Origin of the sequence: Plectonema radiosum NIES-515 (assembly GCF_025753815.1) — a bacterium.
Taxonomy (GTDB): Bacteria; Cyanobacteriota; Cyanobacteriia; order Cyanobacteriales; family Nostocaceae; genus Hassallia; species Hassallia radiosum_A.
The window spans coordinates 8,232-30,313 of sequence record NZ_JAOWRF010000296.1 but is presented as its reverse complement, the minus strand read 5'-3'; the positions used below and the strand labels follow the sequence as shown (position 1 = coordinate 30,313).

Below are 22,082 nucleotides of genomic sequence, written 5' to 3'. Positions count from 1 at the left end.
TTTTGACATTGACTAACTTTCACCTTTATGCATCCATTGGTTCTGTAGTAGCTGTGGGTGTGGATGAACCGGTGCGATCGCGCCACCAAGCTAAAAGAGTACTGGCGATGAATATACTGGAATAAGCTCCCATTGTAAAGCCAATAATCAAGGCTAGGGCGAAGTTATGCAAAGTTTCGCCACCAAAGAAAAAGATTGCAAATAATGTCAGCAACACGGTTAAAGTTGTGTTGATTGACCGTGCTAAGGTTTGGTTAACAGCATCGTCTACAATATCATTAATTGGTCGATTCGGATTAGTTTTGACAGTTTCGCGAATGCGATCGTAAATGACCACAGTATCATTCACTGAAAAACCTGTAATTGTTAACAAGGCAACAATGAACAGACTATCAACTTCAGTGCCAAATACCAAACCGAAAATTGAAAACATCCCTGTTGTAATCAAGATGTCGTGAAACAAAGCAATAATCGCAAATATGGCATAGTCTAACTGAAAGCGGAAGCTCATGTAGACGGTGATGCCAATAAAAGACACCACGAGAGCTAATAAACCAGACCTAAATAGTTCTGCACCTAATGTAGGACCTACGGAGTCAATTTGATTTTTTTGCGGGTCAAAAACGCCGATTTTTTCGCTTAAAGCGTTTTGTAATTTGCTGCGTTGATCGACATTCAAATCTTTTGTGCGAATTGTTACCCCATTCTCACCAGCAACTTGAATGCTGCTATCGCCTATTCCCTGTTCTTTGGCTACTTCGCGAACAGCGGCAATATCAATTGGTTTATCACAATTACCGGGTTTTGTACAATCGCGTTCAAACTGCAAGCGCGTACCACCGATAAAATCTAAACTGGGACGCAGGGGTGCTTTGATTCCCGGAGTTTGCCAAGAAATCACCATTGAGATGATACCACTGAGGATGATGGCACTAGAAACAGTCCACCAAAGCGATCGCGATTTATTTATACTTAGTTTCATTGAGCTACCTCTGCCTGATTCGAGCTTGGCAGGTTAGGAGAAAAAAGTTCTGGTTTCTTCAATGCAGGAATTGAAATTGCCAAAAACAAAAGTGTCCGACTACAGGTGATCGCTGTAAACATACTAACTGCTACACCCAAAGCCAAAGTTAGAGCAAAGCCTTTAACTAACCCAGACCCCAGCCAGAACAAAGCAGCACAAGCAATCCATGTTGTCACGTTGCTATCTAAAATACTAGAAAATGCTCGGTAAAAACCAGATTCTACAGAACGATACAGTTTTTTACCTGATTGCAACTCTTCCCGTGTGCGCTCAAAAATCAATACGTTAGCATCAACAGCCATCCCTATACTAAGAATAAATCCGGCAATTCCTGGCAGTGTGAGAGTGATACCTAACAAAGCAAAGCAAGCCCAAGTTAGCAAAGAGTAGATGACTAACGATATATCGGCAATCAATCCTGGCAGTCGATAATACACCACCATAAAAATTAATACTAAACTAAGACCACCGATGCCAGCATAAATACTGCGTTGAATGCTGTCTTTACCCAAGGTTGCACCGACTGTGCGTCTTTCGGCGATTTCTACTGGTACGGGTAATGCCCCACCGCGTAACTGCACACCTAAATCGTTTGCTTCTTGTGCCGTAAATCTACCTGTAATTACAGCCGCACCACCGGTAATACCTGCGGCAGCAAATTCTGGACCGACGGTAGGAGCGCTAATAGATTCATTATCCAAAAATATACCAATACTGCGACCAGTACCGGCGAGATTTTTTGTCAGTTGGGCAAATAATTCCCCACCCTTAGTATCAAAGCGAATGGCAACATTCCAGTTGCTGTTTTGAGTCGGTTCCCCATAGGCATCTTTGAGGAATTTACCAGTTAAAGGCGGGTTAGTACTTTCAAATAATTCAGCGATCGCTTGATTATTATTTTGTAACTCTTCTTTATTTTTCGCAATTGCGGCTGCGTCTTTAGTTTTGATCAATTCCTTTTGTTTGGCTTTCAATTCTTCTCGCGATCTTTGAAAAGCAAACAATTGAGTTTCTGTACCGGCTTTTTGTAGACGAAATTCTAGCTGTGCCGTACCTCCCAGAACTCGTTCGGCTTGTTCTGGATCGTTAACTCCCGGTAATTGCACCAAAATTTTGTCTGATCCCACCGTTTGAATCACTGGTTCAGAAACACCAAGACCGTTGATGCGTCCTTCAACTACTCTTTTGACAGCTTCCAATTCGCGTTCGGTGATTTGCTTAATCTCCGCTGTTGGTTTCACCTGAATTGTTAGCTGTGAACCTCCACGTAAATCCAGCCCGAGGGGAATCGGAATTGTCGCAATCACCGTAATCGCGGCAATTACTATAACTAAAATCAAGGCTAATAGCGATCGCTGTCTTTGCATACCATAACTCGCAACTGACAAAGGCTATGATAGCGCTATTTTATCGACTTATGACTTATGAGTTATGAGTTATGAGTCAACGGTCAAGAGTCAATGGTCAAGAACAGTTTCTTTTGACTCTTCACTCTTGTACAGACGTTCCAGTGGAACCTCTCTACGACTCTTGACTCTTGTACAGACGTTCGAGTGGAACGTCTCTACGACTTTTAACTCTTGTACAGACGTTCGAGTGGAACGTCTCTACGACTTTTAACTCTTGTACAGACGTTCCAGTGGAACGTCTCTACGACTCTTGACTCTTGTACAGACGTTCGAGTGGAACGTCTCTACGACTTGTACAGACGTTCCACTCGAACGTCTCTACTTAACTAATTCCTCAAACTCGCAAAGCTACCATTTTTTCTACGGCTTCGACTATTTGCTCTGGTTGAACAATTGTTAAGCGCTCTAAATTGCCATTGTAAGGTGTGGGAATATCTTGGGAAGAAAGCCGCAAGACTGGCGCATCTAATTCATCAAACAGGCGATCGTTAATACAAGCAATTAATTCTGCGGCTATACCACCAGTTCGCATGGCTTCTTCAACAATGATCACGCGATGAGTTTTCCGCACTGACTCACCGATAGTATCCATATCCAGCGGTTTCAAGGATATCAAGTCAATTACTTCTGGGTCATAACCTTGTTTTTCCAGAACTTTCACTGCTTGCGTTACATGATACCGCATTCGTGAATAAGTGATGATTGTCACATCTTTCCCAGTACGCACAACTTCTGCTTTATCTAATGGCAGTAAATATTCTTCTTCTGGCAGGTCTTCTTTCAAGTTGTAAAGCAGAACGTGTTCAAAGAATAATACTGGGTTATCATCGCGGATAGCTGATTTCAGCAATCCTTTGGCGTTGTAAGGTGTAGAGCAGGTAACAATTTTTAAGCCAGGAACAGCTTGAAAGTATGTTTCTAATCGTTGGGAATGTTCTGCCCCTAGTTGCCGTCCTACCCCTCCTGGACCGCGAATTACCATCGGGATTTTAAAGTTACCGCCAGAAGTATAGCGCAGCATCCCGGCGTTATTAGATATTTGGTTAAAGGCAAGCAGCAAAAAGCCCATGTTCATGCCTTCGATTATCGGTCTTAAGCCGGTCATCGCTGCCCCTACTGCCATTCCAGTAAAGCTGTTTTCGGCAATGGGGGTGTCGAGAATTCGCAGCTCACCGTATTTTTGATATAGGTCTTTGGTGACTTTGTAAGACCCGCCATAATGTCCTACGTCTTCACCGAGAACGAATACGCTCTGATCACGCGCCATTTCTTCGTCAATGGCTTCTCGTAGGGCGTTGAAGAATAAAGTTTCTGCCATTTAAATCTTTAATACAATTCTTGTTTTGAATCTTATCGCGCCACAGGGGAAAATACAGTTAGCGATCGCACTACTTGAATAATAAGGCGCAAACTATCAACCAATTAGCACCCGTAAAGATCGTAATTACCTTTCCTACTCTTGCACAATTTCGTATAAGTCTTCTATCAATACATCAAACGTCTGAGCCAACTTGTGTAAAGAAGTTACGTCAACGCTTGCCAATCCAGAAGACCGAGCATAATTCTTCAGCGTCGTGTAAGCGACTCCCGACCGATCAGAAACTTCCTTTAGCGTCCATCCCCTTTCGCCGGCGTACTCTTTTATCCGCAACTTCACCAATCCCATCCTTGACAGGAGACCATTATTGGTCTTTAATATTTATAAGTACAAAAAGCGATCGCCTGATAAGTATTGCTCGTCAAGCGATCGCCTGAATAACATTAAATCTAATTCCATGATAGCAATAATTAAGCAAGAGTCAAAGGAAGTTAATCCTTTATCTAGATTCGTGACACTTGAGGCGATCGCTCTACTTCTCAACATCGATGCTGCTAAAATTAAAGAAATCCGCTTGTGGAGATATATGATTTTGGTGGTGGCTGACGGCATGAGTAGATTTGTCAGTTACGCTGAGATACCTCCAATTTTAGGAGTTGCACCTCCTACTGCAAAAAATTTTCTTGCTTGGCGCAAGCGTTGGCGTAAGCTAAAAACTAATCACGTTCCCGATTTTTGGTGTCAGTTTTACGCGCAAAAATTTGGGCAAAGTAACGACTTAGAAGAATTAAAACGATGGGGACAATTAATTGCTACTATCAAGTTTGCTTTGTCACAAAAAGTTATACAGGCGTTGCTGCCGTTGTATGCTGAACAAAAATATTGTCTCAGCTTTGAGGTATGTGTGACAAATGCATTGTAATTTTCGGCGTTGCATAATAACGTATGAATGCAAGCATGTGAAAAGATGAATTGTCCTGAATGTGCCTCCAATGATATCCGTAAAAATGGAATTTGGGAGACCATAGTGCAGAGCGTGATCATCCCACACCGTTTATATTAGACATCTCCATAAATTAATGATGCGTTATCTGAACCCCAAGAGACTATTCTGTGCTACGTCTCTACATTCATTGCAGTGCTACGTCTATTAACGATGAGTCTCATGGGTTCGTTTGTGCCAGTTGCGTAAGTCCTAAATTCTAAATTCTTAGTTAAATAAGACTTACTGACTTTTGGTCAATCAACTATTTTAGGAAGTGGTACTGCATATTGCATTTTTCCAGTAAAAGCGTTGTCATCAATATTAAAGTCAACGATATAGAAAAACCACTCTTTTAATTTTCGCTTTTTGACTAGATTCAACTCAAATTTTATATCTTCAGTCTTCTGTATCATTCTAGGAGTTTCTATATCCAGGCTCCTGAGATAAATATCACCCGTTTTCTCGGAAAAACCACTTTCCCAACAAGAGAAAAATATCCCAAACTGATACAACAATGGGATAGCTGGAAGGCTGGAAAGGTAAGGAAGATACGATTCATGAATATCGACAAGAACAACCATTTTCTTCGATTCCACTTCCACAGACTTTATATAAAATTTATCTTGTTTCCATCCTTGAATAAGATAGGAGGATAAATACTTATTGAACCTTTCGTAAACAGACTCAGAAAATTCCATCTTTTTTATGTGTGATGAATTGTACTTTTGCATCAAGATACAATCTTGATATCATTTTTTTTCAATATGCTCCAGCCAGACTTGCTTTTATTCCACTGCATCTTTTTCTGCACCTTTGCCTGTTATTGCTAAGTACATACCGATTAAGACGACAAGAAAAGCGGCACAATTAAGCACACTTAGCTGTTCAGAAAAGATGATCCAGGCGAATATAGCTGTAAAAATAGGATCGAGCAAGAGACAGGTGCTTACAAACCCGGATGAGAACTTTTTGAGGCTGTAAGTTAATAACCCATGTCCTATAACTTGAACTAACACTCCCAAGGAAATAACTGCCAACCATCCTGAGTAAGTTGATGGGAATAGTTTATCTTCAGTCAAAAGAACTATTGGCAAAGATAAGATTAATCTAAATGTACAGCTCCAAAGTAAAATCGTGCCTGCTGAAAATTTGCTACGTAGCTTTTCTCGTGCTAAAAATGCTCCTGCATACAAAATAGAGGACATAAAAGCTAAACTATCGCCAAAAAAGTAGTCATAGTTGATACGCCAATCTTGAAACTGAATGGATGAAGATGCTGCCAATGCAATTGCCATACCGATTAGAAAACGTCGATTAAAGTGCTGCCCTAAAATTAGCCATCCTCCTAGTATTGCAAATATAGGTGTCATATTATGTAAAAGATTAGAATTAGCAACACTTGTTTTAGTGAAAGAAAATGCCCAAAGCAATATGCATCCCAAACTCATGATAGATTCTATGCAGATCACAAAAATATCACTCAGTTGATATTTTATTCTCCAATCATCCGCAACTTGATCGGGACTTGCTTTGGTAGCTATTTCTATTGTTTGCCATAGGGACAGTGTTATAACTGCAATCAAGTAACGATTAAAGACTGTAGCACTAGGACCAATATCAAACTCACTAAGTTTAGTCAAAATTGCCGCGACTGATAGGATCAACACTGAAGCTAGTAATGTAAGAATTGACAAAAAGTCTACTTCATTATTTAGCTGCAATGACTTGATTCGGTTAAGCATAATTAAGGCGATTTCGACGATTTAAAAAAGCACAAAAAAACTGAGACTGTATTTAGACAAAAATACGCTTAATGTCTCAGCTAAAAAAGCATTATATCTGACTTTGATGTGACACACACAGATTTTCCTTTTTTAGTAGTAAGTAGTTCAGTGCGTAAGAATTAAGCGTTGAAACGCTTACTACGAAAAAATATTAAATTTTGTTTAGCAGATGAACTGATGAGTCAGGTAACTCAAGTGCCTGATTGTTATCCGGAAAGCGTTTTGGTCTTCCGGGTTTGCGCTTGTGTCGTTGATTAATTGACTTTTCGCTTGCTTGTGCAAACTCTTCAGGTGTACATTTAAAAAGGCGTAAAGCGTCTAAAAATTTTTTGGGTGTCATTGTTGGTTCTGTACGCCCAGCTTCCCAGTTGCGAACACTGGTTTCACTGATTGCAAGTCTGAAGGCAACTTCAGCACGGCTTAGTCCTGCACGCTCTCTCAGGACTTGCATATCCATATTCTTATGTCTCCTTTAAAAAGTTCTCAAATGGGTTTATTAAATCAATTGACGTGGAAATGCCAATTAAAAAGAATTTATTAACTATATTATTTCGCCTACCAGTCTGACAAAGTAAGCAATGCTCCACTTCTGTAGTATCTCGTAGGAAGCTTTTAACTATAACATGAAATTATCCCCCCAAGTTATATAAAATTGGGCATTGGTAGTTGGTAATGGGTAGTTGGTAACGCATTTTTTCTCATTACCCATTCCCCATTACCCATTCATTATTTTTCTAACCACCGCGCCGCATCTTTGGCGTGGTAGGTCAAAATTAAGTCAGCGCCGGCGCGTTTAAATCCGGTTAAAGTTTCCATAACTACGCGCTGTTCGTCAATCCAGCCGTTGAGGGCAGCGGCTTTAATCATCGCATACTCACCGGAAACATTGTAAGCGGCAACGGGTAAATTACAAGCTTGTTTGACGCGCCAGATAATGTCCATGTATGCCAAAGCTGGCTTAACCATGAGCATATCAGCACCTTCCGCGATATCAAGTTCAATTTCTTTAATTGCTTCAGTAGCGTTACCTGGGTCCATTTGGTAAGTTCTGCGATCGCCAAATTGCGGTGTCGAGTCTGCGGCATCCCGAAAAGGACCATAATAAGCCGAAGCGTACTTAGCAGCATACGACATAATCGGCGTATCTTGGAATCCAGCTTCATCTAAACCGGCACGAATTGTTTGGACAAATCCATCCATCATTCCGGAAGGTGCGATGATGTCCACACCAGCTTTAACTTGCGATACTGCTGTTTTCTTGAGTAATTCCAAAGTCGGATCGTTCAAAACCCTTCCTGTCAAATCACCAACTTGCAGATAACCGCAGTGACCGTGACTGGTATACTCACACAAACAAGTATCAGCGATGACAATCAAATCTGGTACTGCTTCTTTGACAGCAGTTGCAGCTTTTTGGACAATACCGCAATCATGCCATGCACCGGTGGCATCTACATCTTTATCTGCGGGAATGCCAAATAAAATAATCGCGGGGATTCCTAAGTCATAAACTTCTTTGGCTTCTTCAACAATTTTGTCTACCGAAAGTTGATAAACTCCCGGCATTGATTTGACTTCATTCGCGATTCCCTCACCTGGTACAGCAAACAGAGGGTAAATTAAATCACTTGTATTTAAGACAGTTTCACGTACCATTCTACGCAATTGAGAATGGTTACGCAAACGGCGAGGGCGATGTTGAGGAAACATAGTGTTTTTTCAAGATTTACCATACTTTATGGGGCAATGCTGCGCTAGTGCGTGCGATCGCCTCACCCCATGAAGTATGGTAAACCCCTCTATGAACCAAATTGTCAAAATATTATCAAAGGTTAACAGCTTTGGGGACAAGGGGACAAGGGAGACAAGGAGGACAGAGGTAAATTTTGACTTTTGACTCCTAACTTTTAACTCTTAACTCTTAACTCCCTAGTCCCTACTCCCCAGTCCCAAGTTTCTAGTCTGTTGAATTGTCAGAACAATTTTTTGTGCTACTTGCACGCTATGGAGATAGCTTTCGTGAGCCTGACCGCCATACAATAACATCACCAAGGCTGTCTGACTGAAAGGTTGCATTAAAGATTCGACAAAACTTAACTTGATGATGATGTCTTGAACTTCAATGTTTCGCTTTAATCCATCGACTAAACTGTAGATTAAAGGATCGAGGGGCCAAGCGATAGGATCTGCTGGATGAAGGTAGTTCAGCCAAGGTAGTTTGTTGCTATCTGGTTTATCCCTAGAATTGGCTACTAGTTGTTTTAAGTTTGGTGTAATATCGTGGCTAGCGCGTTGTTCTGCTTGTTTTTCTGTTAGTTCTGAGAAACCTTTGGCTTGATCTTCGCCTTTGACTATATCCAGTAAACTGAAAATGGCGATCGGTGATGCCATTGTGTGAATGCTGGCAATGCGAATACCTTCGTCTGGGTTTGGTTCTAACCCACGGAAACAGCCGCGAATTGCCATTGCACTGTCATGACCGAGGATATTACTGTCCTTCCAACGGGCAGCGAATAGTATATCAAAAAGGATGAATGTTCCCCAACTGTGGCTAACTAGATGTAAGCGATCGCTTTGACTCGCGTTTTCTAATCCTTTTCGTACCTGTTCCTTCAGCTTTTCCACAATCTTAGATCCGACACTGCGGCTAATATACAAAGCCGCATCACCCATAAAGTGAAGAATTGTGTTTTGGCGTGTATTCTGAAACCAGAGTTCATGCCAACGACTGCCAGGACGTGCGACCTTGGACATTAGGTATTGTTCTGATTCAATGTTCACATCACCCCAATACAAAGGTATTGTTTTAAGGTTGTTGGGGTCGTCAATTAACTTCTTGATATGTCCAATTAATTGATTAGGGTAAGTGGGTTGTTCTCGCTGCTCACGAGTATTTACACCGTGGATAAATAAAATATGATCAGTAGCCATGGTCAAACCTCTTCAAATTACGACACAAAGAATTTTTGATGGTTATGGCTTCAACAGGTTAAAGTAATTTTCCTAAAAATTGACTGCTTGCTTCAATAAAAGTTATAAAAGACACTTTCCTCGGACTTAGTACAGCATTTCATTAATTCGTAGCAAATTAAATTTCGCAATACCCTGCAATGCCATTGTTACCCGATACAATGCCATTGTTAACCGATACAATGCCATTGTTACTCGATACAATGCCATTGTTACCCGATACAATGCCATTGTTACTCGATACAATGCCATTGTTACTCGATACAATGCCATTGTTACTCGATACAATGCCATTGTTACTCGATACAATGCCATTGTTACTCGATACAATGCCATTGTTACCCGATACAATGCCATTGTTACTCGATACATTGGACATAGGCGTGAAAATGAATGAGACGTAGCAGTGCTACGTCTCTACAAGGGTTTCAGGTAAGGCATCATTAAATTCGGTTGATGTCTATTTAAAAGCGCTACGCTTTTACGCAAAACTGTACTTAGGCAAAGTCATGGAAAAACGAACTACACTCTTACGCATTCGTACATGTTCCCGCAGCGTCTTTGAAGGAGAAGATAAAAGATGATGAAGAGTTTTTGCGTAAGTTGCGTTTCCGCAAACATTAATGGACACAAAACAAAGCGTCACAAACTTAGGGAAAAATTTGGCGCATGTCAGACAAACTACAAGAAGTGCTTAACTGTCCTCTGCCCTACGACTTATGAGGTTGTGGGGCAATTTTATATTGTATAGCTTATTTCCCATCTTGATGATGGATAATAAAAAAATCATCAAATTAATTAACGATAATTGGCTAGTAGTAAATGTTTAGGCATTTATTACTAGCCAATTTGTGCTACAAGAGCCGGAAAATGAATGGATAACGAAACGGTTTATCTGGATCGCTTAAAACATTGGTAAGTGCCCAAATCGTTAGTGCCCAATGTAGAAGATACCCTAACCATGCCAATGGAAGTAGTAAACCAAAGGTGACAATAATCAACACTGTAATAATTGCACCATAAAGCCAGACATTAAAGTGGAAATTAATGGCTTCTTTGGCATTTTCCCTCACAACGGGGTCATCACTGACGAATAGCATGGCAATAGGTACACCAACAGATACAAATGCCGTACTAAAAAAGATGGCTCCATGACACAGTGCTGATAGAAGCTTTCGCTTGTCCGTGTCGTACATTCGGTATCTCCGATTAAATCAAGTTTTAAGTTACCCTATCGACCCTATCACGAGCTTCGTTGTCTTAAGATTAAAAGACTCGCTAAAGTTGGAAAAAATTAAGTTAAGTTAAGTTACAAGGTAATCGCATATCAATTATGTCTACTGAACTTCAATCTGAACTCGTCCAAGCTGTTAAACAACGTCGCAATTTTGCGATTATTTCTCACCCTGACGCTGGGAAAACTACGCTGACAGAAAAGCTACTTTTATACGGAGGTGCGATTCACGAAGCTGGAGCGGTCAAAGCACGCAGAGCGCAGCGGAAAGCCACTTCTGACTGGATGGCAATGGAACAACAAAGAGGTATTTCGATTACTTCTACGGTGTTGCAGTTTGAATATCAGCATTGCCAAATTAATTTGCTAGATACTCCCGGACACCAAGATTTCAGTGAAGATACTTATCGCACTTTAGCCGCAGCTGATAACGCGGTGATGTTGATTGACACGGCTAAGGGATTGGAAGCGCAAACCCGAAAGTTGTTTGAAGTGTGTAAAATGCGGGGTATTCCCATTTTTACATTTATCAACAAACTGGATCGCCCAGGCAGAGAACCTTTAGAATTGTTGGATGAAATTGAGCAAGAATTAGGCTTGCAAACTTATGCGGTAAACTGGCCTATTGGGATGGGCGATCGCTTTAAAGGTGTATTCGACCGACACAAACAGCAAATTCACCTATTTGAACGCAGCGCTCACGGTAGTAAGGAAGCGCGGAATACAATAGTTGACTTGGGCGATGCGAAAATAGAAGAACTTCTAGAACAAGAACTTTACTTTCAACTAAAAAACGATTTAGAACTTCTTGAAGGAGTAGGACCTGAACTTGATTTAGATTTGGTGCATCAAGGAAAAATGACGCCTGTATTTTTCGGTAGCGCCATGACCAACTTTGGGGTAGAATTATTCCTCAAATACTTCCTTGATTACGCCCTCCAACCAGGTGTCCATAATAGCAGCGTCGGCGAAGTTCCCCCCACCTATCCGGAGTTTTCGGGATTTGTTTTCAAACTTCAGGCTAACATGGACCCGAAACATCGCGATCGCGTGGCATTTATCCGCGTCTGTACGGGCAAATTTGAAAAAGATATGACGGTGAATCACGCTCGCACTGGTAAAATTATCCGTTTATCTCGTCCCCAAAAATTATTTGCTCAAGAACGAGAATCCATTGACGTAGCTTATGCAGGCGATGTGATTGGTTTAAATAATCCTGGTGTTTTTGCCATCGGTGATACAATTTACGTTGGGCAGAAGTTGGAGTATGAAGGTATCCCCTATTTCTCGCCGGAATTATTCGCGATTCTCAGAAATCCCAACCCCTCTAAATTCAAGCAATTTCAAAAAGGTATTTCCGAATTGCGCGAAGAAGGTGCTGTACAAATTATGTACTCAACTGATGAAGCCAAACGCGATCCAATTTTGGCGGCAGTAGGTCAGTTGCAATTCGAGGTGGTACAGTTTCGCTTGCAAAATGAATATGGTGTGGAAACCCAGCTGGAATTATTGCCCTACAGCGTCGCTCGTTGGGTTGAGGGTGGTTGGGAACCTTTGAATAAGGTGGGACGTTTATTCAACACCACTACGGTCAAAGACAGCATGGATCGCCCAGTATTGCTATTCCGCAATGAATGGAATTGTCAGCAATTAGAACAAGACCATCCAGAATTGAAATTGAGCGCAGTAGCTCCGGTGTTTTCCAATCAACCAATGGAGGGATAATTCATTGGTTGTGGCACTCATCCGGCACGGATGATTTATGAGGTATAAGTTCACAGAAATTGGAGTTCAGGAATTTTTATGCCGACCCATGCCGAATCACCTTTGGAGGCTGGTTTGGCTGCCCTCAAACTTGGGGATTATAAAAATGCGATCGCTCAACTAGAACCGATTGCTAGCAATACTGATGCTCGTTTGGTTGCTGTATTGCAAGCGAAAGTAGGGTTGGTGATGGCTTATGCACGCAGCGGCGATAATTCTAGAGCGATCGCCCTGTGTCAAACTCTTACAGAGATTAACAATCCTCAAGTTAAGCAGTGGGCAGACCGCGCCCTCAAAGAATTGACAAAACCGAAAAAATCTGATATAAAATCAAAAAAATCGGAAACTGGATTTGTCCCGATTAAAAATTCCGAGGATAATTATCGCCCAGAACCTCCCGCAGTCAATCCATTAAATTCGTCGGTAACACAAGTAGTAGTCAAAATTAATAATTCCAGCAACGAATCAGATAACTTTTTACCACCCCAAAATCGAGTCCAAAACAAAAATACACAAATGTATTGGCGCCACGCTGGACGCGCAAAGGTATGGCAACCCAGGCATAAGTCAAATTTACTACCTTTACGGTTGCTGACAGCAGGAACATTTATCGCTCTATTTTGGGTGATGCGGGCAATTCTCAAGCTGCTGATGAATTGGAGCAATCACATTTTATATAATATTCGCTTGCAGCCATTGCAGCTTTTTTATCGAGATCCAACTCAATTTCTGCTTTGGGCATTGGGAATTCTGATTTTAGCATCGCCTTGGTTGTTAGATTGGCTGCTGACAAACTTTTATGGTCGGCAAGAGTTACCCAAAGAAACCTTAAATGCTCACAGTCGCGAAGCGGTAAGGCTGCTGCAACGTTACTGCCAACAGCGACGGTGGCCATCGCCCAAATTAAGTATATTACCAATCACTGCACCAATTGCCCTGAGTTACGGTCATTTACCCCGCACTGCTCGAATTGTAGTAAGTCTTGGGTTATTAGAGCAACTAGCAGATGATGAAATTGCCACTATTTATGCTTCTCAATTGGCGCATATTGCCCACGGGGATTGTATAGTCATGTCTTTGGTGCTGCTGGTGACGTTGCCGATTTATCGAGTATATGAACAAGTTTCCCAGTGGACAGATAATATATCAAATAAAATTTTGCAACTGCCGGGAGTCGTAATATCTAGTCTGGCTTATGGAGTTTGGTGTTTGCTGACTGGCACGGCTTTATGGTTATCTAAGTTGCGGCTTTATTATAGCGATCGCCTAGCTGCCGAAATCACCGGTAATCCAAATGCTTTAATTCGGGCTTTACTAAAAATTTCTATTGGGGTTGCAACAGATATCGAAAAGCAAGAACACACTTCTTGGCAGTTGGAAAGTCTAAACATCTTCGCACCAGTCAGCTACCAACAGAGTCTTTGTTTAGGTAGTATTGCTGGTCAAATTTCTTTTGAATCATTTTTAATGTGGGATAGTCTCAATCCTTATCGTCGATGGTTTACAATCAATAATAGTCACCCGATAATAGGCGATCGCATCCAACGCCTTTGTGAAATAGCTCGCCATTGGCATCTAGACCTAGAATTATATCTCACCAATCAACAACCGTTGAAAATCAAGAGTCATTCTTTTGTTTTACAAATCGCACCTTTTTTAGGAATTCCTTTCGGTTTGATGTTCGCTGGTCTTTTATGCCTAGTGTGGCAAATAGCATTCGCATTCAAGTTGTTTAATTTGAAGTGGATATACGACGATTGGTCATTCGTTACAGGTTGCGTACTTATTGGCATTAGCATCGGTACTATCATGCGGATTCTTTATTTTTTTCCCGATGCAGATATGAAACCTTCGATACTGCAAAGTTTCTGGACTGATGCTAGCACCACCATCCACACTGGCGATCGCCTGCCCAATTTGTTAGCCAATCCATCAGCCCTTCCTATCGATAGTATCAGAGTCCGTCTTGTTGGTAAGTTATTAGGTCGTCGCGGCACTAGCAATTCCCTAGAACAAGACTTAATTTTACAAACTAACACTGGTTTAGTGAAATTACATCATATTTCTGGGCTAGTACAGTTAGTCAATCCCCAAGACTGGATTGGTCGGCAAATTACTGTCACAGGTTGGTTTCGTCGAGGTGCGACTCCTTGGATCGACATCCAAAGCTTACAAACTCAAAACGGTCAAACTATTAATAGTCTTCATCTTCTTTGGTCTATGCTTTTGGCAGTTGCGACACTAACTTGGGGTGGGTACATCCTTCTAAAGGGGTAGTTGTTATTAGGAGGAGGGTAAAGGGTAAAGGGACTCATGTATGGAACTAAAGTGCCAACCTTGAGCGGTGGACTGTACCGTCCCGTTGACCTTTGTAAGAAGAGTTATTTAAATACACTATATTTTTCTTCCCCTTTCCCCCTTTCCCTTTCCCCCTCAACAAAATTCCCACCATTTGCAGAATGTAAACAAAAGTTGCAGATTATTTTCGTCAATGTTAAATTTATTTACAAAAATCGCAACTGAGATAACCGAGCTTCCGAGCTTAAGGTTTAATTTTGTCTACTTGAACCAATCTATCTGCTTCAATGCTTACAAGACAGCAGCAAATCAACCAGACAATGTTTGGGCTTTTATTTCTCAAACACAAACAAAAGCGAGAAAATATGTATTTTATGCTACGATGAAATCATGATACTCTCGGAAATGTCAGCGTGGAACTGGCTACGTAGAAAATACCGTGGTAATGTAAAGAATGGCGTTTGGTTATCCCCAACAAGGGTATAGAAAAAGTTTTTGTGGCAGGCAGTGTGCCGTTAAATTTACAAATCTTAGAATTAAGGTGTAAAAGAGCGTTGTCGCGCTTGACTATTAAACAATTTGATCCTGACGAAAAACTGTATTGTATAGGTTGACAGTTTAGAGTAAAAAAATTGGTTTATGGCAGTTTTGATCAAAAGCGTCTATATAAAAGCCAAAACCAAGGGATTGTTTTCTTGCCCAATCATAATTCATTTAATGGAGGTATAGTTCATGTCCGTTCGCCTATACATAGGTAATTTGCCGAAAGAAGAAATAGACCGTCAAGAACTGCAAGCAGTTTTTGCGGAAGAAGGTGAGGCTGTCACCACCAAACTAATCAAAGACCGGAAAACAGGCAAATGCCGTGGCTTCGGTTTTCTGACAGTTAACGACGACGAACACGCAGACCAAATTATTGAAAAATATAATGGTCGGATGTTCAAAGACACTGCCATTAAGCTAGAGAAGGCATTACCTCGCACTAAAGGTGAGGAAAATGAAGACCAGCAGCAGCAACAACAACAAGCAGTTCCTAAACCAGTTATTACTAGTAACGCTGGAAACCCTGTTCCTAACACTGGTGAAAAAAGCAGTCGTCGCGATAAAAGCTCTAAAAAGCCTCGTCGCGGTGGTGGTGGTGGTTCTTCTTCTAGCAATAGCACTAGCAACACCAACGACTCTGACGCGGTTCGTCCAGACCCCCGTTGGGCATCTGAACTAGAAAAGCTCAAAGAAATGCTAGCTGCACAAGCGACAAATTAATTCATGTCGCAGATAAATTAAAAATTAAAAATCAATTTAAATTGATTTTTAATTTTTAATTATCGATGATTGTTTAACTTACTTAAGGGGTAGTTGCAGCGATTGTTGTAAATGCGATCGCAACTGTTGGGCAAACTGCTCTCTGTGGCTAAAATTATCTGTGCGAATTGGTTTGCGTTCAGGATCTAACATCCAGCCATAATCGCTACCGAGACGTAGCTTGTCTTGGTAGTCGGAAATTGAGACAATAAGCTGAGGTGAAGGACTGTTATCTACCCCTAAGACGCGAAATACATAATTAAAAGTATTCTGTTTGCCAGATGCGACGGTCGAGGGTTGACCGTATTCTGTCATCAGATGCGATCGCACTTGTGCTAATAAACCAGGTTTTTCCAAATCATCCAGAGTCCGAACTGCCAGAGTAAGGGCAAAGTAAAACTCTTCAACAGGAATAAATTCTAATTGCATAGGCATATTTTACCGCTTCATGTTGCCATAAATTAGGCGATCGGTTGAAAACACTCAAAATTGATGAGTGTTTTCAATAGACTTCTTGCACTCCCAAAGGAAAAAGGGATAACTGGAGTCCCCACCATAGTCATCAAGGGGAAACAAGTAAGAAAAACTCTTCCCCTTTACCCCAATGAGCAAAAGTTGATGAATGCACTCTTGTCTAATGTGGTTACGCTGTTTCTGGCAGCATACCTTTATAACAGTTACATATTTTTGTATATGTAAATACATTCTATTATCTAAAGATAGATTTTTTAATGGTTGCCGTAGGTGAATTCTCAACATTGATTCATCTTCGGTGATATCAACTATTACTACCTTAGGTAGAATAGATTATTCTTTTTTAGAATGTATCATAGGGAACAAACTTGTAGCAGGTAGCAATATAGTATATTTTCAAACTTTAACTTTAATCACTTGCTTGTCTGTAAAAATTGTAGTAGGGGCATTGTTTGCATTATAGAAATATAAATTAGCCCTTAACTAACACTTTCTTCAGGATATAACTAAGTGAAAGTTGCTGTTTTGGAAGTATTTACACATTTAAGTATTAGGCATCATTTTATTAATAAAAGATGTCTAAAAACGTATGAATTAGCAGTTTAAATTTCAGTCGATTTGCGTAATATTTCTGAAGCGATTAAGATTATTTCATGAATATTCTTAGATAAGAATATAACAATTTACGTATAAATAAATTAAATATAAATACGTAACCAAAAAGAATATTTCTAGTAGCAGATGTGAAAAGATATGTGACATATTAAATTAAGATAAGAATAATTAAAGTTTATTGACTTCCTGCGAACTAAGAGCTGGGCGCAAGCTTGGAATTACCTATAACCTTTCTCAAATCAGCAACACAACACACAAATCATGAACTCTACAACTCAACGACGCATCGCTCTAATTTCAGTCCACGGAGACCCCGCGATTGAAATCGGAAAAGAAGAAGCTGGAGGACAGAATGTTTACGTGCGGAATGTGGGTGAGGCACTAGGTCAGCTTGGATGGCAAGTTGATATGTTTACCCGCAAAGTAAGTGCGAAGCAAGAAACGATTGTGCAACATAGCGAAAATTGTCGGACAATTCGTTTACAAGCAGGTTCCCTTGAGTTTGTACCGCGTGATGATCTGTTTGAATATTTGCCAGAGTTTATAGATAATTTTCTCAAGTTCCAAACAGAAAATGGGTTTACATATTCTTTGATTCACACAAACTACTGGCTGTCTAGCTGGGTAGGAATGGAGTTGAAAAAAATTCAAGGAAGCAAACAAGTTCATACCTACCACTCTTTGGGAGCAGTCAAATACAACACGATAGAAGATATTCCTTTGATTGCTAATCAGCGGTTAACAGTAGAAAAAGAAGTATTGGAGACAGCAGAAAGGATTGTAGCGACGAGTCCGCAAGAAAAAGAACACATGCGGGAATTGGTTTCTCTCGAAGGTAATATCGATATTATTCCTTGCGGTACAGATATTCGTCAATTTGGTTGCATTGATAGAGTTGCAGCTAGAGCCGAATTGGGAATAGCAAGCGACGCTAAACTCGTATTGTATGTGGGACGTTTTGACCCCCGCAAAGGTATAGAAACCTTAGTGCGTGCAGTAGCTGAGTCTAAGTTGGGCAAAAATGAAAACTTGCAACTAATTATCGGTGGTGGTAGTCGTCCCGGTCAAAGCGATGGCATCGAACGCGATCGCATTGAAAGCATTGTCAAAGAATTGGGAATAAGCGATATTACTACTTTCCCAGGTCGCCTCACCCAAGAAATACTGCCAACTTATTATGCCGCTGCTGATGTTTCTGTAGTTGCCAGTCACTACGAACCATTTGGATTGGTAGCGATTGAAGCGATGGCTTGTAGTACACCAGTAGTAGCGAGTGATGTCGGTGGATTGCAATATACAGTTGTTCCTGAAGAAACTGGTTTATTAGCACCACCACAAGATGTCCCCGCTTTTGCGGCTGCAATTGACCGAATTTTAGGAAATCCAGAATGGGCAGAAAAATTAGGTAAAGGTGGTAGAAAGCGCGTTGAAAGCAAGTTTAGTTGGGATGGTGTGGCAACTCAGCTAAGTGAACTTTACACCGAATTGTTGCAGCCAACAGCAAAAGAACTAGTGCAGTCAACAGCCGAATTAGTGCAGTCAACAGCAAAACTACCAGTTAAAGAACTAGTGCAGTCAACAGCCGAATTAGTGCAGTCAACAGCAAAAAAATCAGTTTTGGTTGCTAAATAATTCTCTTGGGTAACAGATAATGGTGAGTGGGGAACTCGGAACTAAGCAATAATTTTTCCTTCCTAGTCCTCAGTCAATACGGTTCGGTTAAGAATATTTGTGAACCCAAAACCCTTGTAGAGACGTTGCACTTGCTAGTCTCTACATACGTTAACACCAACCGTATTGAGTCCTCAGTCACCATTACCCAATCATCTATTCTAAATAGTTCAAAGCAGGTAAGTAAGTTCCACGATTCGTTTAATTAGTGGAAATTACTTACCTGCTTTATTTATATATAACGTAGTAACGGCTTCAGCCGTTAAAATTGAAGTTATACGGCTTCAGTCGTTAAAACTGAAGTTATGAGGGCTTCATCTCTCACTACGAAATAAGTATAAAAAATAAATCAGCTATCAGTATTTTTTCACTCAAATAAAAAGAGTTTATCTACGATTGAAATTTTCGTAAAATCAAATACTTTTGATAGCGAATATTGATGCCTGGGGTTTAATTTGTAATAACAGACAAAGAGACTAACTTCGGCATGAAAATTAATGCGTGCATTTTGCAAAATCATCAGAAATTGAAACTAGAAATGACAAATATAAAAAAGCCCTTGTTAATGCTATCAGCTACAGTTGTAGGGCTATTAATGTTGCCTTCTACTGCTAGCGCTTTTACCCTCAGCCACTTAACCTCAGACTCAGGATATGCTGATAGTAAAACAGATAATAAATATAGTGCAGATGAGAAATTTAATGCAATCTTTGGTGATGATGCCTTTGTAGCTGAGGGTCGAATTGGTGGTAAAACTACTTATGAACTCGACATCCATACGGTAAACACTGACGGATCGTTTAACGTTCCTCAGTCACGAGAGTTTACATGGGGAAATGGAGTAGCACAAGCTTTTAGCTTAATTTATGACAAGATTTCAAAGAAGGTAACTTATAATGTTGGGAAACAAACGATAACTTATACAGCTAGTAATCCCTTCACAGACCTGTTTATTCGCACCGCAGCAGTAGTTGCCAACAGCAGCACGAAAGTTGATAATCTAAAGCTAAATAATGTAGCGATCGCAGGTTCTTCCTTTGCCCAAAAGACAGCAAATGCTACCGAAAACGCATATGATTACCTGCGAATCCGTGGTGTATCAGATTCTTTTACGCTGACTGGATTCTCAACTTTTGTCTGGACTGGTACAGCACCCACGCAATCCAGACTTGCTTATCAAATTAAAGCAGTTACAACCACTGATAGTACTAGCGTTCCCGAACCAAGTGCGACTTTGGGTTTAACTTTAGGAGCGATCGCTTTAGCTTTGAAAACTAAGCGTCAAAAACAAACTGTATAAAAAAAGCAACTTGTCAAGAATTTAACGCAGAAATCTACCATAAGATAGATTTCTGCGTTTTTTTTATAGCACTCTTGGTTAAAACTCAACTTCTTACTCAATTAACTTAAAACCCCAAGGTTTCAGAGCTGCGATCGCTATTTCTCTATCTACACCGTCATAAGCTTCCCATTCAAACGGGTGATCTTTAGGATGTCCGTCACCTACATTACCTGCAACTTTCATTATCGGAGAGTTTGCAATACTGTCGCGCTCCAGCCCTTTTGGAAGTGCTAATTTAAGTTTGTGACCTACGAACTTCGATCCTGTTGAATTATTAGCTACAGATTCACGGATTAAACAGATATCACCAGCAGTCCCCCAAGTAGTTGGGTAGATGTGGAGAAACGATATATAGCTTTCTGGTTTGATGGCTCTTTTTAGAACTTCCATTATCTGTAATCCTTACAGTGTGACTAAGTGAGTGCTGCTGTGTACACGACCGGATGTGCAATCTTATTATGCGATCGCTCCTAGGGTTATGTATAGAGCTGACGGCTACTTGTCAACCGAGAAGTATTGCAACCCTTTTTGGGTAATCGTGCTAATTAGAAGTTATCAATAGACATCTCCAGAGTCATACGTAGAGACGTAGGGCGCGGAACGTCTCTACAAGGGTTTGGGGGAACGTATAATTAATTTCTGGAGATGTCTAATGTATTTAAAGAATATGCTCCCGTGGGGTAAGAATTCTATCGACTGGTATTTTGGTTTTAAATTACACCAGATTATCAACGACCAAGGTGAACTAATCTGTTTTCTAACTCCGTCGAACTCACGTCTAACAACGTGTAACTCCCTCATCGGATCAATGGATTTCCGTTCTGTGCTGCTGAAATTATGGTTTGCTCAATTCTCTTCAACCTAGTCTCTGGACGTTTTGCACTGTCAATCCAAAATAGAATGTTCTTCTTCAATGAATTACTAAACCCCTCAAAATTATGGTTGGCTGAAGAGTTTGCTTCTAAGGCTTGCTTCAAATCTATCGGAATGGTCAATGCTTCGATCGCATCCAAGGAGGTCCATGAGCCATCTTGTTTGGCAGCTTCAATTTTTTCTAGACCTACCTGAGTCATCAAGCCTTGTTCGATTAGCTCTTGAATATATTGCTTATTTAATTTTGACCATACACTTTTGGGTTTGCGAGGTGTGAAGATTTGCTGATAACGGTCTTCATCCAATGATTTGACTTTACTGTCAATCCAACCAAAGCATAAAGCTTCTCTGACTGCTTCGCTGTATTTAACGCTTGTTTTACCGCTTTTCACCTTGTAGTAAATCAACCATATACCAAAAGAGGTGAGATGAAACTTTTCTAACCACTCCCGCCATTCTTTGCGATCAGTGGCATAAATAGATTCCAGTTGGTCATCAAATTTTGGCATTACCCAAGGTTGTAGGGGATTATAACGTTGAAAGCCCAATAGATAACTTTAATATACGCTATTGAGTTTAGGACTTACGCATTATCATTGCGACGTTCGCGTAGCGTCTTTGACAGGAGAAGGAAGCAATCTTATATGGACTTTTGGGAAATTGCGATCGCTGTTTCGGCTGCGAACAGTCGCAATTGCGATCGCATTGATTGATGTGTTATGCACTATTCGGCGTTGCAGTTTATCACAGATGCTCCCGGCGTAGCCCGTCGTAGACATCGCCTTAACGTTAAAGATTCACGGCAGAATTAAATTGGCGGTTAGAAACCGCGTCTACACAGGCAAAACCCACCTGCGTGGGTTTCAAACATTCAATTTTTCCTTAGTCCTAAGCGGTTAGAAACCGCGTCTACACAGGCAAAACCCACCTGCGTGGGTTTCAAACATTCAATTTTTCCTTAGTCCTAAGCGGTTAGAAACCGCGTCTACACAGGCAAAACCCACCTGCGTGGGTTTCAA

Annotated in this window: 22 protein-coding genes; 8 read left to right on the top strand and 14 right to left on the bottom strand. The window is 40.7% G+C overall.

The genetic code is table 11. From position 1 onward, the window contains the following. Positions 1 to 25: 25 nt before the first annotated feature. The 4 genes from secF to OGM63_RS20625 form a co-directional block, all read right to left on the bottom strand. On the bottom strand, positions 26 to 982 hold the full coding sequence (secF, locus tag OGM63_RS20640; protein ID WP_263747529.1) for a protein translocase subunit SecF: 957 nt from the start codon (positions 980 to 982) through the stop codon (positions 26 to 28). Then, positions 979 to 2,391 carry a protein translocase subunit SecD gene (secD, locus tag OGM63_RS20635; RefSeq protein WP_263747541.1) on the bottom strand — a complete coding sequence of 471 codons (1,413 nt, stop codon included), beginning with the start codon at positions 2,389 to 2,391 and terminating at the stop codon, positions 979 to 981. The genes secF and secD overlap by 4 nt, the downstream gene beginning before the upstream one ends. Positions 2,392 to 2,767: 376 nt before the next feature. After that, the gene (locus tag OGM63_RS20630; protein ID WP_263747528.1) at positions 2,768 to 3,751 is read right to left on the bottom strand and encodes an alpha-ketoacid dehydrogenase subunit beta; all 984 of its coding nucleotides are present in this window, start codon (positions 3,749 to 3,751) and stop codon (positions 2,768 to 2,770) included. A gap of 135 nt (positions 3,752 to 3,886) precedes the next feature. After that, positions 3,887 to 4,099, bottom strand: a complete 213-nt coding sequence (locus OGM63_RS20625; RefSeq protein WP_089125779.1) for a helix-turn-helix domain-containing protein — start codon at positions 4,097 to 4,099, stop codon at positions 3,887 to 3,889. Positions 4,100 to 4,118: 19 nt separating this feature from the next. Between OGM63_RS20625 and OGM63_RS20620 the strand changes: the two genes are divergently transcribed. Then, entirely contained in the window at positions 4,119 to 4,673 is a 555-nt protein-coding gene (locus OGM63_RS20620) for a hypothetical protein (protein WP_263747527.1), read from the top strand. A gap of 317 nt (positions 4,674 to 4,990) precedes the next feature. Here the strand turns inward: OGM63_RS20620 and OGM63_RS20615 are convergent, their stop codons facing one another. From OGM63_RS20615 to OGM63_RS20585, 7 genes are all read right to left on the bottom strand, one after another. After that, positions 4,991 to 5,434, bottom strand: coding sequence for a hypothetical protein (locus OGM63_RS20615; protein ID WP_263747526.1), 444 nt, complete (start codon positions 5,432 to 5,434; stop codon positions 4,991 to 4,993). Between the two features lie 87 nt (positions 5,435 to 5,521). Next, entirely contained in the window at positions 5,522 to 6,478 is a 957-nt protein-coding gene (locus OGM63_RS20610; protein WP_263747525.1) for a DMT family transporter, read from the bottom strand. A gap of 193 nt (positions 6,479 to 6,671) precedes the next feature. Then, positions 6,672 to 6,971, bottom strand: coding sequence for a helix-turn-helix domain-containing protein (locus tag OGM63_RS20605; RefSeq protein WP_263747524.1), 300 nt, complete (start codon positions 6,969 to 6,971; stop codon positions 6,672 to 6,674). Between the two features lie 275 nt (positions 6,972 to 7,246). After that, on the bottom strand, positions 7,247 to 8,230 hold the full coding sequence (gene hemB, locus OGM63_RS20600) for a porphobilinogen synthase (protein ID WP_263747523.1): 984 nt from the start codon (positions 8,228 to 8,230) through the stop codon (positions 7,247 to 7,249). A gap of 219 nt (positions 8,231 to 8,449) precedes the next feature. Beyond that, positions 8,450 to 9,451 carry a hypothetical protein gene (locus tag OGM63_RS20595; protein WP_263747522.1) on the bottom strand — a complete coding sequence of 334 codons (1,002 nt, stop codon included), beginning with the start codon at positions 9,449 to 9,451 and terminating at the stop codon, positions 8,450 to 8,452. Positions 9,452 to 9,577: 126 nt separating this feature from the next. Continuing rightward, positions 9,578 to 9,862 carry a hypothetical protein gene (locus tag OGM63_RS20590; RefSeq protein ID WP_263747521.1) on the bottom strand — a complete coding sequence of 95 codons (285 nt, stop codon included), beginning with the start codon at positions 9,860 to 9,862 and terminating at the stop codon, positions 9,578 to 9,580. Between the two features lie 482 nt (positions 9,863 to 10,344). Then, positions 10,345 to 10,686, bottom strand: coding sequence for a DUF4870 domain-containing protein (locus OGM63_RS20585; protein WP_263747520.1), 342 nt, complete (start codon positions 10,684 to 10,686; stop codon positions 10,345 to 10,347). A 137-nt stretch (positions 10,687 to 10,823) separates the two neighbouring features. On the opposite strand from OGM63_RS20585, the gene OGM63_RS20580 reads away from it, so the two are divergent. From OGM63_RS20580 to OGM63_RS20570, 3 genes are all read left to right on the top strand, one after another. Beyond that, complete coding sequence (locus tag OGM63_RS20580) at positions 10,824 to 12,449, top strand: peptide chain release factor 3 (protein ID WP_263747519.1); 1,626 nt, start codon at positions 10,824 to 10,826, stop codon at positions 12,447 to 12,449. Positions 12,450 to 12,527: 78 nt separating this feature from the next. Continuing rightward, entirely contained in the window at positions 12,528 to 14,765 is a 2,238-nt protein-coding gene (locus OGM63_RS20575; protein ID WP_263747518.1) for a M48 family metalloprotease, read from the top strand. 753 nt (positions 14,766 to 15,518) lie between these two features. Further along, entirely contained in the window at positions 15,519 to 16,049 is a 531-nt protein-coding gene (locus tag OGM63_RS20570; protein ID WP_263747517.1) for an RNA recognition motif domain-containing protein, read from the top strand. Between the two features lie 78 nt (positions 16,050 to 16,127). On the opposite strand, the gene OGM63_RS20565 is transcribed toward OGM63_RS20570, so the two are convergent. Next, positions 16,128 to 16,517 carry a hypothetical protein gene (locus OGM63_RS20565; protein ID WP_263747516.1) on the bottom strand — a complete coding sequence of 130 codons (390 nt, stop codon included), beginning with the start codon at positions 16,515 to 16,517 and terminating at the stop codon, positions 16,128 to 16,130. Between the two features lie 921 nt (positions 16,518 to 17,438). Between OGM63_RS20565 and OGM63_RS20560 the strand changes: the two genes are divergently transcribed. Continuing rightward, positions 17,439 to 18,809 carry a glycosyltransferase family 4 protein gene (locus tag OGM63_RS20560; RefSeq protein ID WP_263747515.1) on the top strand — a complete coding sequence of 457 codons (1,371 nt, stop codon included), beginning with the start codon at positions 17,439 to 17,441 and terminating at the stop codon, positions 18,807 to 18,809. Between the two features lie 577 nt (positions 18,810 to 19,386). Next, positions 19,387 to 20,148: a PEP-CTERM sorting domain-containing protein gene (locus OGM63_RS20555; RefSeq protein ID WP_263747514.1), complete on the top strand. Its 762-nt coding sequence runs from the start codon at positions 19,387 to 19,389 to the stop codon at positions 20,146 to 20,148. Between the two features lie 93 nt (positions 20,149 to 20,241). Here the strand turns inward: OGM63_RS20555 and OGM63_RS20550 are convergent, their stop codons facing one another. Next, positions 20,242 to 20,580: a hypothetical protein gene (locus tag OGM63_RS20550; protein ID WP_263747513.1), complete on the bottom strand. Its 339-nt coding sequence runs from the start codon at positions 20,578 to 20,580 to the stop codon at positions 20,242 to 20,244. A 262-nt stretch (positions 20,581 to 20,842) separates the two neighbouring features. Here OGM63_RS20550 and OGM63_RS29935 point away from each other — a divergent pair, with 262 nt between their 5' ends. After that, on the top strand, positions 20,843 to 21,055 hold the full coding sequence (locus OGM63_RS29935; RefSeq protein ID WP_375340511.1) for a transposase: 213 nt from the start codon (positions 20,843 to 20,845) through the stop codon (positions 21,053 to 21,055). Here the strand turns inward: OGM63_RS29935 and OGM63_RS20540 are convergent. Then, a complete protein-coding gene (locus OGM63_RS20540) occupies positions 20,988 to 21,572 on the bottom strand; it encodes a YdeI/OmpD-associated family protein (RefSeq protein WP_263747512.1) in 585 nt (194 codons plus the stop codon). The two genes, OGM63_RS29935 and OGM63_RS20540, sit on opposite strands and share 68 nt — an antisense overlap. 109 nt (positions 21,573 to 21,681) lie before the next feature. Between OGM63_RS20540 and OGM63_RS20535 the strand changes: the two genes are divergently transcribed. Beyond that, a complete protein-coding gene (locus OGM63_RS20535; protein ID WP_263747511.1) occupies positions 21,682 to 21,828 on the top strand; it encodes a hypothetical protein in 147 nt (48 codons plus the stop codon). Positions 21,829 to 22,082: the final 254 nt, after the last annotated feature.